Origin of the sequence: Promicromonospora sp. NFX87, assembly GCF_048564965.1 — a bacterium.
In the GTDB taxonomy this organism is placed as follows: Bacteria; Actinomycetota; Actinomycetes; order Actinomycetales; family Cellulomonadaceae; genus Promicromonospora.
In genome coordinates this window covers 530447-545655 of the sequence record NZ_CP183413.1, presented here as the reverse complement: position 1 = coordinate 545655, position 15209 = coordinate 530447, and the positions used below count along the sequence as shown (strand labels likewise).

General features: G+C 70.5%; 13 protein-coding genes. 5 read left to right on the top strand and 8 right to left on the bottom strand.

Annotated elements, in window-relative coordinates; genetic code table 11:
• Positions 1-16: 16 nt before the first annotated feature.
• The 4 genes from ilvA to sigJ all read right to left on the bottom strand — a co-directional run bounded on the left by ilvA (position 17) and on the right by sigJ (position 4320).
• Complete coding sequence (gene ilvA, locus ACNYC2_RS02600; RefSeq protein ID WP_419705555.1) at positions 17-1276, bottom strand: threonine ammonia-lyase; 1260 nt, start codon at positions 1274-1276, stop codon at positions 17-19.
• A 29-nt stretch (positions 1277-1305) separates the two neighbouring features.
• Positions 1306-2559 (bottom strand): AI-2E family transporter, encoded by a 1254-nt coding sequence (locus ACNYC2_RS02595; protein WP_419705554.1) that lies wholly within the window; start codon positions 2557-2559, stop codon positions 1306-1308.
• Between the two features lie 147 nt (positions 2560-2706).
• On the bottom strand, positions 2707-3306 hold the full coding sequence (locus ACNYC2_RS02590; RefSeq protein ID WP_419705553.1) for a YdeI/OmpD-associated family protein: 600 nt from the start codon (positions 3304-3306) through the stop codon (positions 2707-2709).
• A 66-nt stretch (positions 3307-3372) separates the two neighbouring features.
• Positions 3373-4320 carry an RNA polymerase sigma factor SigJ gene (sigJ, locus tag ACNYC2_RS02585; protein ID WP_419705552.1) on the bottom strand — a complete coding sequence of 316 codons (948 nt, stop codon included), beginning with the start codon at positions 4318-4320 and terminating at the stop codon, positions 3373-3375.
• Between the two features lie 159 nt (positions 4321-4479).
• Here sigJ and ACNYC2_RS02580 point away from each other — a divergent pair, with 159 nt between their 5' ends.
• A complete protein-coding gene (locus tag ACNYC2_RS02580; protein WP_419705551.1) occupies positions 4480-4857 on the top strand; it encodes a DoxX family protein in 378 nt (125 codons plus the stop codon).
• A 7-nt stretch (positions 4858-4864) separates the two neighbouring features.
• On the opposite strand, the gene ACNYC2_RS02575 is transcribed toward ACNYC2_RS02580, so the two are convergent.
• A complete protein-coding gene (locus ACNYC2_RS02575; RefSeq protein ID WP_419705550.1) occupies positions 4865-5629 on the bottom strand; it encodes a metallophosphoesterase family protein in 765 nt (254 codons plus the stop codon).
• A gap of 145 nt (positions 5630-5774) precedes the next feature.
• On the opposite strand from ACNYC2_RS02575, the gene msrA reads away from it, so the two are divergent.
• On the top strand, positions 5775-6464 hold the full coding sequence (gene msrA / locus ACNYC2_RS02570) for a peptide-methionine (S)-S-oxide reductase MsrA (RefSeq protein ID WP_419705549.1): 690 nt from the start codon (positions 5775-5777) through the stop codon (positions 6462-6464).
• Between the two features lie 95 nt (positions 6465-6559).
• On the opposite strand, the gene ACNYC2_RS02565 is transcribed toward msrA, so the two are convergent.
• Complete coding sequence (locus ACNYC2_RS02565) at positions 6560-7489, bottom strand: hypothetical protein (RefSeq protein WP_419705548.1); 930 nt, start codon at positions 7487-7489, stop codon at positions 6560-6562.
• Positions 7490-7724: 235 nt separating this feature from the next.
• Positions 7725-8687 carry a hypothetical protein gene (locus tag ACNYC2_RS02560; RefSeq protein WP_419705547.1) on the bottom strand — a complete coding sequence of 321 codons (963 nt, stop codon included), beginning with the start codon at positions 8685-8687 and terminating at the stop codon, positions 7725-7727.
• Between the two features lie 135 nt (positions 8688-8822).
• On the opposite strand from ACNYC2_RS02560, the gene ACNYC2_RS02555 reads away from it, so the two are divergent.
• From ACNYC2_RS02555 to ACNYC2_RS02545, 3 genes are all read left to right on the top strand, one after another.
• A complete protein-coding gene (locus ACNYC2_RS02555; RefSeq protein ID WP_419705546.1) occupies positions 8823-9425 on the top strand; it encodes a pentapeptide repeat-containing protein in 603 nt (200 codons plus the stop codon).
• Between the two features lie 113 nt (positions 9426-9538).
• On the top strand, positions 9539-12088 hold the full coding sequence (locus tag ACNYC2_RS02550; RefSeq protein ID WP_419705545.1) for a glycoside hydrolase family 2 protein: 2550 nt from the start codon (positions 9539-9541) through the stop codon (positions 12086-12088).
• 65 nt (positions 12089-12153) lie between these two features.
• Positions 12154-14331 carry an alpha-galactosidase gene (locus tag ACNYC2_RS02545; protein WP_419705544.1) on the top strand — a complete coding sequence of 726 codons (2178 nt, stop codon included), beginning with the start codon at positions 12154-12156 and terminating at the stop codon, positions 14329-14331.
• 96 nt (positions 14332-14427) lie between these two features.
• Here ACNYC2_RS02545 and ACNYC2_RS02540 read toward each other — a convergent pair whose 3' ends face one another.
• Entirely contained in the window at positions 14428-15156 is a 729-nt protein-coding gene (locus tag ACNYC2_RS02540; RefSeq protein ID WP_419705543.1) for a hypothetical protein, read from the bottom strand.
• Between the last annotated feature and the right edge of the window lie 53 nt (positions 15157-15209).

The following is a 15209-nucleotide window of genomic DNA, read 5'->3' as shown; positions in this document are numbered from 1 at the left end:
GACACCCGGACACCGATCAGTTCGCGATGACCTCGTAGCCCTCGGACTCCAGGCGTTCGACGACGGCGGTGCGGTGGTCGGCGCCCTTGGTCTCGAGCTGCAGGTTGACCCGCACCTCGGACACCGCCAGCGAGACGTCGGTCCGCGTGTGGTCGACGGCGACGATGTTGGCGCCCGCGGCGGCGATGGTCTCCACGAGCCGGGCGAGAGCGCCCGGCTTGTCCATCAGCCGCACCTGCAGCTTCAGGTACCGCCCGGCGGCCACGAGGCCGTGCTGCACCACACGCAGCAGCACCAGGGGGTCGATGTTCCCGCCCGACAGCACCGCGACGATCGGGCCCTTGAACGCGCCGGGTCCGGCGGCCATGATGCCGGCGACCGCTGCCGCGCCGGCGGGCTCGACCATCAGCTTCGAGCGCTCGAGCACCGCGAGGAGACCACGCGAGAGCTGGTCCTCGGTGACGGTCCGGACCTCGACGCCTTCCTTCTGCACGATCCCGAACGGCACGTCGCCGGGCAGCCCGACGGCGATGCCGTCGGCCATGGTGGAACCGAGCGTTCCCGCCAGCGGCTTGCCGGCCTCCAGCGAGCCCGGGTACGCGGCGGCCGACGCCGCCTGCACGCCCACCACCTTCACGTGCGGTGCGGCCTCGGCCAGGACCGCGGCGATGCCGGCCACGAGACCGCCACCGCCCAGCGGCACGACGACGGTGGCGACGTCCGGCACCTGCTCCAGGATCTCCAGGGCGACGGTGCCCTGGCCCGCCACAACGTCCACGTGGTCGAACGGGTGGATGAGCACGCGCCCGGAACGGGCGGCCTCGACGCGTGCGGCGGCGAGCGCCTCGTCCACCGACGAGCCCACCATCCGCACCTCCGCCCCGTAGCCACGGGTCGCGGCGACCTTGGGCAGGGCGGCGTCGACCGGCATGTAGACGACCGTGTCGATGCCGAGCATCCCCGCGGCTACCGCCACGCCTTGCGCGTGGTTCCCGGCGGAGGCGGCGACGACCCCGCGCTCCCGCTCGGCGGCCGACAGACGCGCGAGGCGCACGTATGCGCCGCGCACCTTGAACGAGCCGGCGCGCTGCAAGTTCTCGCACTTGAGCAGCACCTTCGTGCCGGCGATGGTGGAGAGCGCGCGGCTCTCGGTGATGGGGGTACGGGTGATGACGCCGTCGAGCATCGCTGCGGCGGCACGGGCGTCGTCGGCGGACACCGTGAGGTGGCCGCCGTACGACTCCAGGTCGAACGGATCCAGGGGCACAGCGGGCATGTTGCCCGACTCAGCCGCCGGATGCACGTTCAGCGCTTCTGATCACCCTCTGAAGCGCCCCGGCCCGAGGTGTCCTCGTCGACGCCGACGTCCTCGGCGGCCGCCTCGGCCACCACGCCGGTGCCGCGCCGCAGCCGGAGCGGGATCGGCGGCGCGTCGGCCGCTCGCCACCGGATGGGCAAGGCGTCCTCGTCACCGAGCTCGGGGAACTTGTCGTGCCCGTTGAGGTAGAGGATCACGGTGTTCAGCACGGCCGCGAGCGGCACCGCGAACAGGGCACCGACGATGCCGGCGGCGTACGACCCGGCGGCCACGGCGAGGATCACGGCGACCGGGTGCAGCGAGACGGCCTGGCCCATGAGGAACGGCTGCAGCGCGTGCGACTCGATCTGCTGCACCAGCAGCACCACACCGAGCATGATGAGTGCGGCGACCCAGCCGTTCGACACGAGGACCACGACGACGGCGATGGCACCCGTCACGATGGCACCGACCACCGGCACGAACGAACCGACGAACACCAGGATGCTGATCGGCAGGGCGAGCGACGGGACGAAGAACACCGCGCCGATCCCGATACCGACGGCGTCCACCGCGGCGACGAGGATCTGCGTGCGGGTGTAGGCGGCGAGCGTGACGGCCCCGCGCCGGCCGGCCTGGTTGACGCGTTCCCGGGAGGACTGCGGCAGCAGGCCCACGAGCCAGCCCCAGATGCCCCGCGGGTCGTGCAGGAAGAAGAACGTGCAGAACAGCGCGATCAACGCCCCGACCAGCACGCTGCCCGCCGTGGCGGCGGCACCGAAGACGCCGCTCACGATCGCGCTCTGCTGCGTCTCGAGCTGGTCGAGGATGTCCTGGCTGTAGCTCCGCAGCTCGTTCTCGAGCCCGAACGTCACCGACAGCTGTGTCCACAGCTCGTTGAAGCCGCTGATGGCCTGGGTCCGCAGGTCGGCGAACCCGTTGGCGATCGACTGCCCGGCCAGCGTGATCAGGCCGGCGACCACGACGACCAGACCGATCAGCGAGAGCCCCGCGGACAGCCCGCGCGGCACGCGCAGCCGCTCGTTCAGCAGGCGGCGGAACGGCGTCAGCATGATCGTGAGCAGCAGGGCCACCGCCACCGGGATCACGATCGTCTTCAGGAGCGTGATGAGCCAGAGCGCGGCGGCCACGAACGCACCGATGAGGAGCATGCGCCAGGACCATGAGGCGGCCGCCTGGATGGCTGGTGGGACAGCGCCCGACTTGTCGATGGGCGGCGCGGTGGTCTGGTTGGACGTCACGCTTGTCTCCTCGGTCTGCGACACGGATACGACCCTAGGGGAGCACATCGGCACACCGCTGACGTGCTCACGCGCCGCACGAAAGGTGCACCGCCCGTACACCGGTCCGACATGTCTCGAAAGTCGTCCGGGTACCGCTCCCCACCGTCAGGCTTCCAGCTTCCGCTTCTGCGGATGCGGCGTCTCGCCGCGCTCCAGCATCTCGACGAACTTGGTGATGTTGCGGGCGCGGGTCTCCGCCTTCTTGACCCCCGTGACCCGGAACAGGATCGCGAACCGGTTCTGCGCCGTGAGGATCTCGAACATCGCCGCGGCGCGGGGGCTCGCCGCGAGCGCCTCGGCAAGGTCGGGCGGCACCTCGAAGTTGCTGTTGACCTCGTAGGCGGCTTCCCAGCGCCCGTCGGCCTTCGCCTTCTCCATCTCCTCCTGACCGCGCGGACGCATCCGCCCCTCGGCGACCAGGCGGTCCGCGATACGCACGTTCCGCGCCGACCAGCGGCTGCGGGACCGGCGGGGGCAGTACCGCTGCAACGTGGTGGTGTCGTCCCGGCTGAGCGCCTGGGCGTCGATCCAGCCGCTGCACAGCGCCTCCTCGAGTGCCTGGTCGCGGGTCAGGCTCGTCGCGGAGTCCTTGCCCTTCCTCGCAAGGACCAGCCAGACGCCGTCCGACGTCCCCTCGTGCTCGTCGAGCCAGGTGCGCCACGCCGCGGCGTCGGTGATGAGCATCTCGGGATCGGTGTCGGCCATGGGACGCACGCTACGCCGGGACACCGACATCGACGGCTCGACCCGGCTCGCCGGCCGCAGGAAGGATCACGAGAGCGACTGTGCACCCCTCCAGGGCCCGAGCTTGTCGGGGTTGCGCACCGTCCAGATGCGCGTGATCCGGTCGCCCTCGACGTGGAACGCCGCCACCGTGACCGTCACGCCGTCCCGCTGAGCCACCAGGCCCGGCCGGCCGTTGACCACGCGTTCCAGGACCGTCAGGCCGGGCACCCGCTCGGCCAGAGCGACGATGTAGCGCGCGATCTGCTCGCTGCCCTCGACCGGGCGGAGCACCGTGCTGACGAGGCCGCCGCCGTCGGCGATCACCGTGGCGTCGGGGTCGAGGAGTCCGACGAGGGCGTCGATGTCCTTGGCCTCCCAGGCCTGCCTGAACTTCCGGACGATGCCGGCCTGCTGGGCCGCCGGACCCGCAGGAGCCCGCGAGGTGTGCAGGCGGCGACGGGCCGAGGAGGCGAGCTGCCGGCATGCCCCCGGCGTACGGCCCACGATCTCGGCGACGTCCACGAACGAGTAGCGGAAGACGTCGTGCAGGACGAAGGCGACCCGCTCGGCCGGTGTCATCGAGTCGAGCACCACGAGGAAGGCCATCGTGATCGACTCGTCGAGGCTGACTCGCTCGGCGGGGTCGTCCGCGGCTCCGCCGGACGACCCGCTGATCCACTCCGTGCCTCCGGGCAGTGGTTCCGGGATCCATTCGCCCACGTACCGCTCCCGCCGGGACCGCGCGGACTTGAGCAGGTCGAGGCAGATGCGCCCGGCCACCTTCGTCAGCCAGGCACCCGGGACGTCGATGGCCTCCTGCTGCTCCGGGGTCATGGCGTACCAGCGCGCGTACGTCTCCTGGACGACGTCCTCGGCGTCGGCCAGGGAGCCGAGGAGCCGGTAGGCGACGCTGATCACCTGGCGCCGCTCGCTGACGAGCACCTGCAGGACCGGATCGGTCGGGCCCTGCCCGGGCTCGGACTCCGTGGTCATGGTCGTGGCTGCTCCCTCGGTCGCTCCTACCGTCACCCACCCGACGAGACACCCTGTCGGAACGTGCGGTCGGCGGGCCGCCTGACCTTCTCGGCGGCTACGTCGTCGGGACATCGGCGGTGACGAGATCCGGCATCCGCCGAGACGAACGGAGCAACGATGACGACGTGGGGACTGGTGGTCGTAGTGGTGGCCGTCGCGATGAATGCGATGTCCGGTGTGCTGTGGGTGGCTCGCCCCGAGCGGGTCGTGAAGAGTATCCGGCAGAACCTGGCCACGATCGGCGTCCCGGAGTCCTGGACGGTGTTCCCGATCGGGGCGCTGAAGATCGCCGGAGCGGCGGGGCTGCTCGCCGGGCTGCTCGGCGTACCCGGCATCGGGGCGATCGCCGCCTTCGGGCTGATCCTGTTCTGGGTCTGCGCGACCTTCAGCCACGTCCGGGTCGGCGACTGGTCGGCCCAGTTCTACGCCACGTCCTGTCTCTACGCTCCCCTATCGGCCGGGGCGTTCCTGGCCTTCGTGGGGTGGCCGTACTGACCAAGCCTCATCCCCGGCCGTCCCGGGGCGCGAACGCCCGCAGCGCGTCCGCGTCACTGTTGGCCGAGGTCACGTACTCCCGTGCCCACTCCTCGGCGCCGGGGTACGTGCTGGCCGTCGCGATCGCGGCCACCGCCGCCTCGACGTCGACCGGCGTGTGCCGCAGCTCGACCTGCCCGTCCCGCAGGAGCGCCCAGGAGCCGCCCGCGCGGCCGTAGGGCATGCCGACGCTGCCGGGGTTGACGCACAGCCGCCGGTCGACGAGGCGCACGAACGGCATGTGCGTGTGGCCCATGACGACGGTGCGCACGTCGGCGTCGAGCCCGCCGAGCACCTCGGCCCAGCGCTCCAGGGACGAGTCGACGAGCACCACCTCCTCGTCGTCCCGCGGGGTGCCGTGGCAGAACACGACGCGGCCGAACCCGCGCACGGTCAGCTCCGCGGGGTGCGGCAGGCCGGCGAGCAGGGCGACGTCGTCGGGCCGCAGCTGGGCCGCCGCCCACGGGGCCACAGGGTCGGGGATGGCCGTGCCGCCGCCGCGTGCGAGCGTGACCAGCTCGCGGTCCGCGTTCCCACGGACCAGGAGCGCCCGCTCCCCCAGGGATCGCAGGCGGTCCAGCACCGCGACGGGCTGCGGCCCCGCGGCGTGGTCGCCCGTGACGACCACGCGGTCGGCAGCCGCCACGTCGGGTTCCGCGAGCACCGCCTCCAGCACGGGAAGCACCCCGTGGATGTCCGACAGGACCGCTACGGCACCGACCTCGCTGCTCATGAACCGACCTTGGCCCGAACCGCTGCGCGACGCCATCAGATCTGCGGTCAGCAGAACGGCGGCCCCGGAACACTGCCAGGCCCGCGGGCGTTGCCATAGGCAAACGTGCTGTCGCACGAAGCTGACCCTTAAGGATGTGTGTCGGATGACGTTCCTCAACTCCCTCTTCGGCCCCGGCTCCGGTTCCACGAAGACCACGATGGTCGCGCCCGAGAACGCCCTGCCCGGCCGTTCCGCGCCGGTGCTGCAGAGCCCGCGGCCGCACACGGTCCTCGGCTCGTCGATCACGGGCCCGTGGGAGCCCGGTACGCGCGTGCTCTACCTGGCGATGGGCTGTTTCTGGGGCGCCGAGGAGATCTACTGGCAGGTCCCCGGCGTGGTGAGCACCGCCGTCGGCTACATGGGCGGGACCTCGCCCAACCCGACGTACGACGAGGTCTGCACCGCGCGGACCGGCCACACGGAGACCGCGCTCGTCGCGTACGACCCGACCAAGGTGACCGAGGAGGAGCTGCTCAAGATCTTCTGGGAGCGGCACGACCCGACACAGGGCTTCCGCCAGGGCAACGACGTCGGGACGCAGTACCGCTCGGCGATCTACTGGACGTCGCCGGAGCAGGCAGAGGTGGCGCAGGCGACGGCGAAGCGGTACGCCGAGGTGCTGAGCGCCAAGGGCTACGACGCGATCACGACGGAGATCGCCCCGGCCGCCGAGGCCGGGCCGTTCTACTACGCCGAGGACTATCACCAGCAGTACCTGTCCGACGCGAAGAACCCGAACGGCTACCGCTGCCACGCGACCACGGGCGTCCCGTATCCGGCGCCTGCCGCGTAGCACCACACAGAGATGCGCCCGGTGATCCGACGAACGGATCACCGGGCGCATCTCTGTGTGCGGGGCCCACGGTCAGGCCGGTCCTGCGGCTCGGGTCAGCGACCCGTCACGCGGCGTCGCGCGATGATCAGCGAGACGCCTGCCGCGACGGTGAGCAGGGCGGCCCCGCCGAGAACCGCCGCGTCCGACGGACCCGTGGCAGCCAGCTCCGCCGGCGGCTTCGGCTGTTCCGCTCCGGGCTCGCACGACACCTCGTCGAACTTCACGTCGTACCACGCGACGTCAAGATCTGACCAAAGCCAACCCTCCGGGAACTTGTCTTCGTCGGCGAAACGGTAGCTCCAGGAAGCTTTCGCGAGCACCCGAGTGCCGGAGTCTCCGTCCTCACGCAGCGTGTAGGTGACCCCCTCGCTGTTCTCCGGCAACGTGACCGTCGGCTCCGTCAGCTCACCGTCCACGCACTCCGCCTGCGTCACCACAGGCACTTCCGGCACGATGCGGTCGTGGTGCGGCGCACACGGCACGTCCTCGAACTTCACGTCGTAGACCGCCCCGCCCCCGGAGCTGTACGCACGCCACCCGTCCGGCATCTCTGCCGCCCAGGTGTAGCCCTCTTTCAGCTCCGCGTACACCTGCAGGTTCAGCGGCACGGTGAACGGCAGCGGTTCGTACCAGTAGCTCTCGAACGTGTAGTCGATGGCCTCGTCGTCCGGCGGGGCCTGGAGCGTCGGAGGGATGAACTTGTCGCCCTCGCACATCGGCCAGGTGATCGCGGGTATCGCGGGCACGACCTCGATCAGCGCATCGTCCGTGGCGCTGGGTTCCGGGGTGGGTTCCGGAGTCGCTTCCGGGCTCGTTTCCGGAGTTGCTTCCGGAGTTGCTTCCGCGGTCTGGACCGGGTCCTCAGTCTCGGCCGCGACGGCGGGCATCGCGCCCAGCGCCCCGATGACGCAGGTAAGGCCAAGAGCGATGACGACGCCGGCCGGCTTCGCACCGCTCAGCCTTCTTTTCTTGTTCTCGAACACGTCTCCTCCTCGAATGTCTGGGAATTGCTCCCACTCACGATGACGCGCCACGAGAGCGTTCCGTTGGTCAACTGCGAAATACCCGAACGGCTACCACTGCTACGCGACCACCGCGTCCCGTATCCGATATTTGCGGCGTGAAACCACATAGCTGCGCCCGGTGATCCATTGAACGGATCACCGGGCGCATCCGGGTGTGCAGGGGCCCGCCGTCGGGCCGGTCCTACGGTTCGGTTCAGCGACCCATCACGCGGCGTCGCGCGACGATCAGCGAGACACCTGCCACGACGGTGAGCAGGGCGGCCCCGCCCAGAACCGCCACGTCCGACGGCCCCGTGGCAGCCAGTTCCTCCCGCTCTTCCGGCTGCGCGGGCTGTTCCGCTCCCGGCTCGCACGACACCTCGTCGAACTCCACGTCGTACCACGCGATATCCACGTCCGCCCAGGTCCAACCCTCAGGGAACTTCTCCTCGTTCGCCCAGAAGTAGCTCCAGGAGAGCCTCGCAGACACCCGATGGGTGGGCTCGGTCTCATACTCATGCAGCTTGTAGGTGATCCCCTCGCGATCCTCCGGCAACGTGACGGTCGGCTCCGTCAGCTCACCGTCCACGCACTCCGCCTGCGTCACCACAGGCAGTTCCGGAACGACCGGGTCATTGTGCGGCGCGCACGGCACGTCCTCGAACTTCACCTCGAAGCCCGCCGCGTCACCGGAGTTCGACACACGCCACCCATCCGGCATCTCTGCCGCCCAGGTGTAGCCCTCCTTCAGGAATGCCGAGACCTCCAGGTCTATGGGCACGAGGAACGGATTCGTGTACCAGTAGCCTTCGAACAGATACTCGATGCCGTCGCTGTTCTTCGGGGCGCTGAGCGTCGGAGGGATGTACTTGTCGCCCTCGCACCTCGGCCAGGTGATCGCGGGCATCGCGGGCACGACCTCGATCAGCGCACCGTCCGTGGCGGAGGGTTCCGGGGTGGGTTCCGGAGTCGTTTCTGGAGTCGCTTCCGGAGCTGCCTCCGGGCTCGTCTCCGGGGCTGCTTCCGGCGTCACTTCCGCGGTCCGGGTCGGACCCTCGGTATCGGCTGCGACCGCTGGCGTCGCGCCCAGCGCCCCGATGACGCAGGTCAGGCTGAGAGCAAGGGCGACGCCGGTCGGCCTCGCGCCGCTCAGCCTTCTCTTCTTGTGCTCGAACACATCTCCTCCTCAGATCCCTGGGAACCGTTCCCACCCCCATGACGCGCCACGAGAGGGTTTCGTTGGTCGACTGCGAGATGGCCGGCGCATACCGCTGCCGAGGGCGTGTCAGTGGGGCGCCGTAGGGTCGCTCCCATGATTCGAATGCCCGCCACCGAGCTCACCGTCGCCCGCGAGGACTGGTACGGCCGTGATCTCACCGGCGAGGACCACATGGCCACGCTGTTCGCCGACGTGGACATGACCGAGACCACGGGGACGGGCGCGACGTTCGACTCGTGCGTCTTCCGGGGCGTTCGCTTCAACAGTGCCCACTTCACGGAGTTCGCTTTCACGTCGTGCGTGTTCGACGCGTGCGTGTTCTTCGACGCCCAGCTGGAGCGCTGCAAGCTCGTCGGCTCACAGTTCGCCGACTGCCGGTTCGAGATCCTCAAGGTCACCGGCGGGAACTGGTCCTTCACCGACCTGCACCGGGCTGCCCTGGCAGGCGCCGAGTTCGACGGCGTCCGCTTCCGCGAGGCCGACCTGGCCGGCGTCAAGGCCTCCGGTGCGGTCCTGATCGGCTGCGACCTGTCCGGCGCCGACCTCGAACAGGCCGACCTGAGCAACGCCGACCTGCGGGGCAGCGACCTGTCGTCGCTGGACCCGCTCTCGGCCAGTCTCACCGGGGCGATCGTCAGCGAGGCGCAGGCGATCGCGCTGGCCGAGACCCTCGGCCTGGTGGTCCGGCCGGACTGATCCACCGGCCGAACCGCCCGGCGCAAGCGGTTCGATCGGGGCGACGCGCGCCCTCTATGCTCGGGTCGGCTCGCACACGCACTGAGCACGTTGCTCTGGGAGGACGAGGATCGATGAAGATCAGCCGCGACCTGACCGACTGGACCCTGACGGCCACGGGAGGCCCCGTCCCGGCGGACCTCGCCGGGGTTCCCGTCCCCGCGACGGTCCCGGGCACCAGCCACACCGCCCTGCTGGAGCAGGAGCTCATCCCCGACCCGTATCTCGGCACGAACGAGACCTCGCTCGCCTGGATGAAGCGCACCACCTGGCGGTACGCGACGGTCCTCGACGAACCGCCTGCGGAACCGGACGAGCGCGTCGACCTGCTCTTCGAGGGCATCGACACGGTGTCCACCGTCTCCGTCGACACGGACGTGGAGCGGACGGGCGCCGGCCAGGGCCGCATCAACCTGGGCCGCACCGCGAACATGCACCGCTCCTACCGGTACGACGTCCGCGAGCTCGTCGGGACTCCCGCCAACCTCGTGGTCGACCTGGACTCCGCGCTCGAGACGGCCGAGGCCGAGGCGAAGCGGCTGGGCACCCGCCCCATGGCCTACGACCAGCCGTTCAACATGGTCCGCAAGATGGCCTGCTCGTTCGGCTGGGACTGGGGTCCCGACCTGCAGACAGCAGGTCTCTGGAGGCCCGTCCGGGTGCAGCGCTGGCGCGTGGCACGCCTCGCGCAGGTCACGCCGCTGGTGACGGTGGCCGACGACGGCACGGGGCTGGTCGACGTCCGCGTCGAGGTCGAGACGTCCGGTCTGTCCGACGCAGGGCCGCTCACCGTCGATGTCCTCGTCGGGGGCCGGGGCCTGACCATCGGGTCGCGGGGCGGCGACGGCTCCGCGCGCACCCTGCAGCTGACCGGCCAGGTCGAGGTGCCCGACGTCGACCTGTGGTGGCCGGCCGGATACGGCGAGCAGCCGCTCTACCCCATCGAGGTGACGCTCTACGAGGGCAACGGGGAGGACCGCTCCGACCCGCTGGACGCATGGTCCGGCAGGGTCGCCTTCCGCACCGTCGAGGTGGACCGCACACCCGACGAGCACGGCACACGTTTCACGTTCGTCATCAACGGCAAGCCCGTGTTCGTGCGGGGAGCCAACTGGATCCCCGACGACCACCTGCTGACCCGTATCACGCGCGAGCGCGTGGAACAGCGTGTCGATCAGGCGCTCGGCGCGAACCTGAACCTGCTGCGGGTGTGGGGCGGCGGCGTCTACGAGTCCGACGACTTCTACGACGTCTGCGACGAGAGAGGCGTCATGGTCTGGCAGGACATCCTGCTGGCCTGCGCCGCCTACCCGGAGGAGTCCCCGCACTGGTCCGAGTTCGAGGCGGAGCTGCGGGAGAACGCCGCCCGCCTGGCGCCGCACCCCTCGCTCGTGCTGTGGAACGGGGGCAACGAGAACATCTGGGGCCACGAGGACTGGGACTGGAAGGAGCCGCTGGGCGACCTCACGTGGGGCGCCGGCTACTACTACGAGCTCTTCCCGAAGGTCCTGGCGGAGGTCGACCCGACCCGTCCCTACTCGGACGGTTCGCCCTACTCCCCCGGCTTCACACCCGAGGAGATGCACCCCAACGACCCGGACCACGGCACGCACCACCAGTGGGACGTCTGGAACCGCGTCGACTACACGCACTACCGCGACGACGTGCCGCGGTTCGCGTCGGAGTTCGGTTTTCAGGGTCCGGCGACCTGGGCGACGATGCGCCGCGCCATCCTGCCCGACGGCGCGGCAGAGGCCCCGCCGGGGTTCAAGGAGTCCGAGGTCTTCCTGCTCCACCAGAAGGCGGACCACGGCAACCTCAAGCTCGACGGCGGCATGGCCGCACACCTGGACGTCCCGGAGGACTTCACCGACTGGCACTGGGCCACGCAGCTCAACCAGGCACGCGCCATCCAGTACGCCCTCGAGCACTACCGGTCCTGGTGGCCGCGCACGGCCGGGGCGATCGTGTGGCAGCTCAACGACTGCTGGCCCGTGACGTCCTGGGCCGCGGTCGACGGCGACGCCCGGCGCAAGCCGCTCTGGTACGCGCTGAAGCACGCGTTCGCCGACCGGATGGTGACGGTGCAGCCGCGCGACGCGGAGCTGGTGGCGGCGCTCGTGAACGACTCCGACGAGCCGTGGACCGGGCAGGTGAGAGGAGCCCGGACCACCCTCGGCGGTGAGGTGCTGGCGACGTCGGCCGCGGAGGCGGTGACCGTCGGTCCGCGGTCCGTGACCCTGGTACCGCTGGCCGGTGACCTGGTCGCCGTCGGCGATCCGGCGAACGAGGTGCTGGTCGTCACGCTCGGCGAGGCCCGTGGGCTGCATCGCTGGGCGGAGAGCAAGGACCTCGCCCTCGACCCCGCGCCCGTGCGAGCCACCGTGACGGCGGAGGACGGCGGCTACCGCGTGGACGTGACGGCGACGTCGCTGGCCCTCGGTGTGACGCTGCTGGCCGACCGCCTCGACCCGGACGCGCAGGTGGACGACCAGGTGGTCGACCTCCCGGCAGGTGCGACAGCCGTGTTCCACGTGACGAGCCGTGGCCTGGACCAGGACGCGCTGGTCACCCGGCCGGTGCTGCGCACGGAGAACGACCTGGTGGCGCACCCAGCGAGCTAGGACCCTTTCGGTTTGGATGTCGGTGACCACTCGTACCGTGTGGTCCATGGGCGGAGGACAGCACTATGAAGGATCTTGACGAGGTCACCAGCTGGTCGGTGCTGCGGCGCGACGGCGTAGCCGTCGTCGTGGCGCATCCCGAGGTGGGGCTGCCGCTGGTGCTCCACTGGGGTGCGGACCTGGGCGAGCTCTCGTCCGCGGATCTGCAGGCGCTCGACCTGGCGACCAGCCGCCAGACCGCGCCCGGCACGCTCGACGCGGCCTGGCGCCCGTCGCTGCTGCCGCAGGAGTCCGACGGCTGGGCGGGCCGGCCCGGCCTCCTCGTCGTGTCGGACGGCGTCCCGCTCTACCCCCGGTGGACCGTCACCGAGGCCGAACGAGCGGTGGCCGAGCTGGTGGTCACCGCTCGGGACAGCGTGCTGGGGCTCACGCTCCGGTCGTACCTGGAGATCGGCCCGGGTGGGCTGGTGCTCCTACGGCACGAGCTCACCAACGACGGTTCCGCCGTGGTCGACGTGCACTGGCTCGAGGCCATGCTGCCCGTACCCCGCTCCGCGGACCACCTCACGCAGTTCACCGGGCGCTGGTCCCGCGAGAAGGTGCCGGTCACGACCGCCATGCCGGCCGGCAGCACTGTCCGCCAGACCCGGCGCGGGCGTTCGGGGCACGACGCGCCCTGGGTGACCCTGGCGTCGTCGGGCACACCGCGGAACCGGACCGGCGAGGTGTGGGCGACCCACCTGGGGTGGAGCGCCGACGTCACGCACCGGGTGGACCACCTCACCGAGCACGCCACGCTGCTGGGTGCTGGCGAGCTGGTGCGGCCGGGCGAGATCCACCTGTCTCCTGGCGAGTCCTACCTGACGCCGGTGGCGTACTTCGCGTGGTCCCCGACAGGGCTGGACGGTGTGTCGGACCGGTTCCACACATGGATGCGGGCACGCCCGCAGCATGTGACGAGCCCCAGGCCGCTGGTGCTGAACACGTGGGAGGCCGTGTACTTCGACCACTCGCCGGCCAAGCTGGAGCGACTCGCCAGACGTGCCGCCGCAGTCGGTGTGGAGCGCTTCGTGCTCGACGACGGGTGGTTCCACTCCCGTCGGGACGACACCACGGGCCTGGGCGACTGGGTCGTAGACCGCGACGTCTGGCCGGAGGGCCTGGACCCGCTCGCCGGCCTGGTGCACGAGCTGGGGATGCAGTTCGGGCTGTGGTTCGAGCCCGAGATGGTCAACCTCGACTCGGACCTGGCGCGTGCCCATCCGGACTGGATCCTGTCGAACACGGCGGCGGTCCCGTCGCCGGACGGCCTCTCGTTCCGCACGCAGTACGTGCTCAACCTCGCGAACCCCGAGGCGTGGGAGCACGTACGCGCGCAGATCTCGGCCCTCGTGACGCAGCTGGGGATCGACTTCATCAAGTGGGACCACAACCGCGACCTCGCCGAGCCCGTCCACCTCGGCTCGGACGGCGTCTCGCGGCCGGGCACACACGTACAGACGCTTGCCGCGTACGCGCTGATCGCTCGGCTCAAGGCGGACCACCCGGGGCTGGAGATCGAGTCGTGCTCCTCGGGCGGAGGCCGAACCGACCTGGGGATCCTGGAGGTCACCGACCGCGTGTGGGCGTCGGACTCCAACGACCCACTGGAGCGCCAGGACATCCAGCGGTGGACGTCGCTGGTCCTGCCGCCCGAGCTGATCGGGGCGCACGTGGGGCCGTCGCCGACGCACTCGTCGGGGCGCACCACCGACCTCTCGTACCGGGTGGCCACCGCGCTGCAGGGACACGCGGGATTCGAGTGGGACCTGCTGACCTGCACCGAGGACGAGCTGGTCGCCGTCGCGGCGTACGCAGCGATCTACAAGGAGCTCCGGTCCCTCGTGCACACCGGCACCGTGGTGCACGCCGACACGGTGGACCCTGCCCTGCGGGTCACCGGCTTCGTGTCACCTGACCGCAGGGCGGGTATGTGGACCGTGGCGACCGTGGCGTCGCCGCAGGACGCACTCACGGAGCGGGTGCGGCTCGACGGGCTCGACCCCGCCCTGCGATACAGCGTGCAGGTGCGCGACGAGGTCGGGACGGCGAAGTGGCTCGGCGGAGTCACGCCGGGCTGGCTCGGCAAGGAAGCGATCGACATACCTGGCTCGGTGCTGACCGGCGTCGGCCTCCAGCTGCCGACGCTGTGGCCGATGCAGGCGCTGATCATCCAGGTGACGGCCACTACCTCGGCCGAGTAGGAACCGCCAGCAGCAGGACCGGGGCGATGTGGAACCGAACTATCGGTTCCACATCGCCCCGGTCCTGTCTTGAGGGGTCAGATCCGCGTGGATCGCTCAGGAAAGCCGTCGCCGAGCGAGCACAATGAATGCGACGCCTCCGCCGATCATGGCGAAGGCCAGCATCGAATAGCCGATCGTCTCGGCCGGGCCTGTCGAAGCGAGCTCAGACGGGGGCGTCTGGGCCGGCGGCTTGACGGGCGTCGGCTTCTCCGTCGGCGTGGGCTTTTCGGTCGGCTCCGTCGGGGTCGGCGTCGGTGTCGGCTCCGTCGGCGTGGGAGTCGGCGTCGGCTCCGTCGGGGTGGGAGTCGGCGTCGGCTCCGTCGGGGTCGGGGTCGGCGTCGGCTCCGTCGGGGTCGGAGTCGGAGTCGGAGTGGGAGTGGGAGTGGGAGTGGGAGTCGGAGTCGGCTCAGTCGGAGTCGGCGTCGGCGTCGGTGTGGGAGTCGGCGTCGGTGCCGGCGCGTAGGTCACGGAGTAGTGGCTGACGTCCTTGCCGGTCGAGTGCTCGATCGTCACCTCGGTGGCCGGCGGGTCGACGACCACGAACTCCGGGCCGTCACCCTGTTGTGCGGACCCTGCCTTCACGCAGTACCCGATGATGACCATGCCTTCGGGTGCGGTGACGGTGACCGACGAATGGTTCCCGACGACGTCGATCTTGTCGCCCGGGCAGACCTGCTCCTCACCTGCGGCTACTACCGGGGCGCCGTTCGCCACGGCCGAAGCCGAGCCATAGAGTCCCAGCGCCAGAAGCGCAGCGGCTCCTAACGCGGATATGGTCTTCATTTCGATGTTCCTTTTCTCGGCGCGGGACGCCGCAGAGAAGGTTCGCGGCGCAT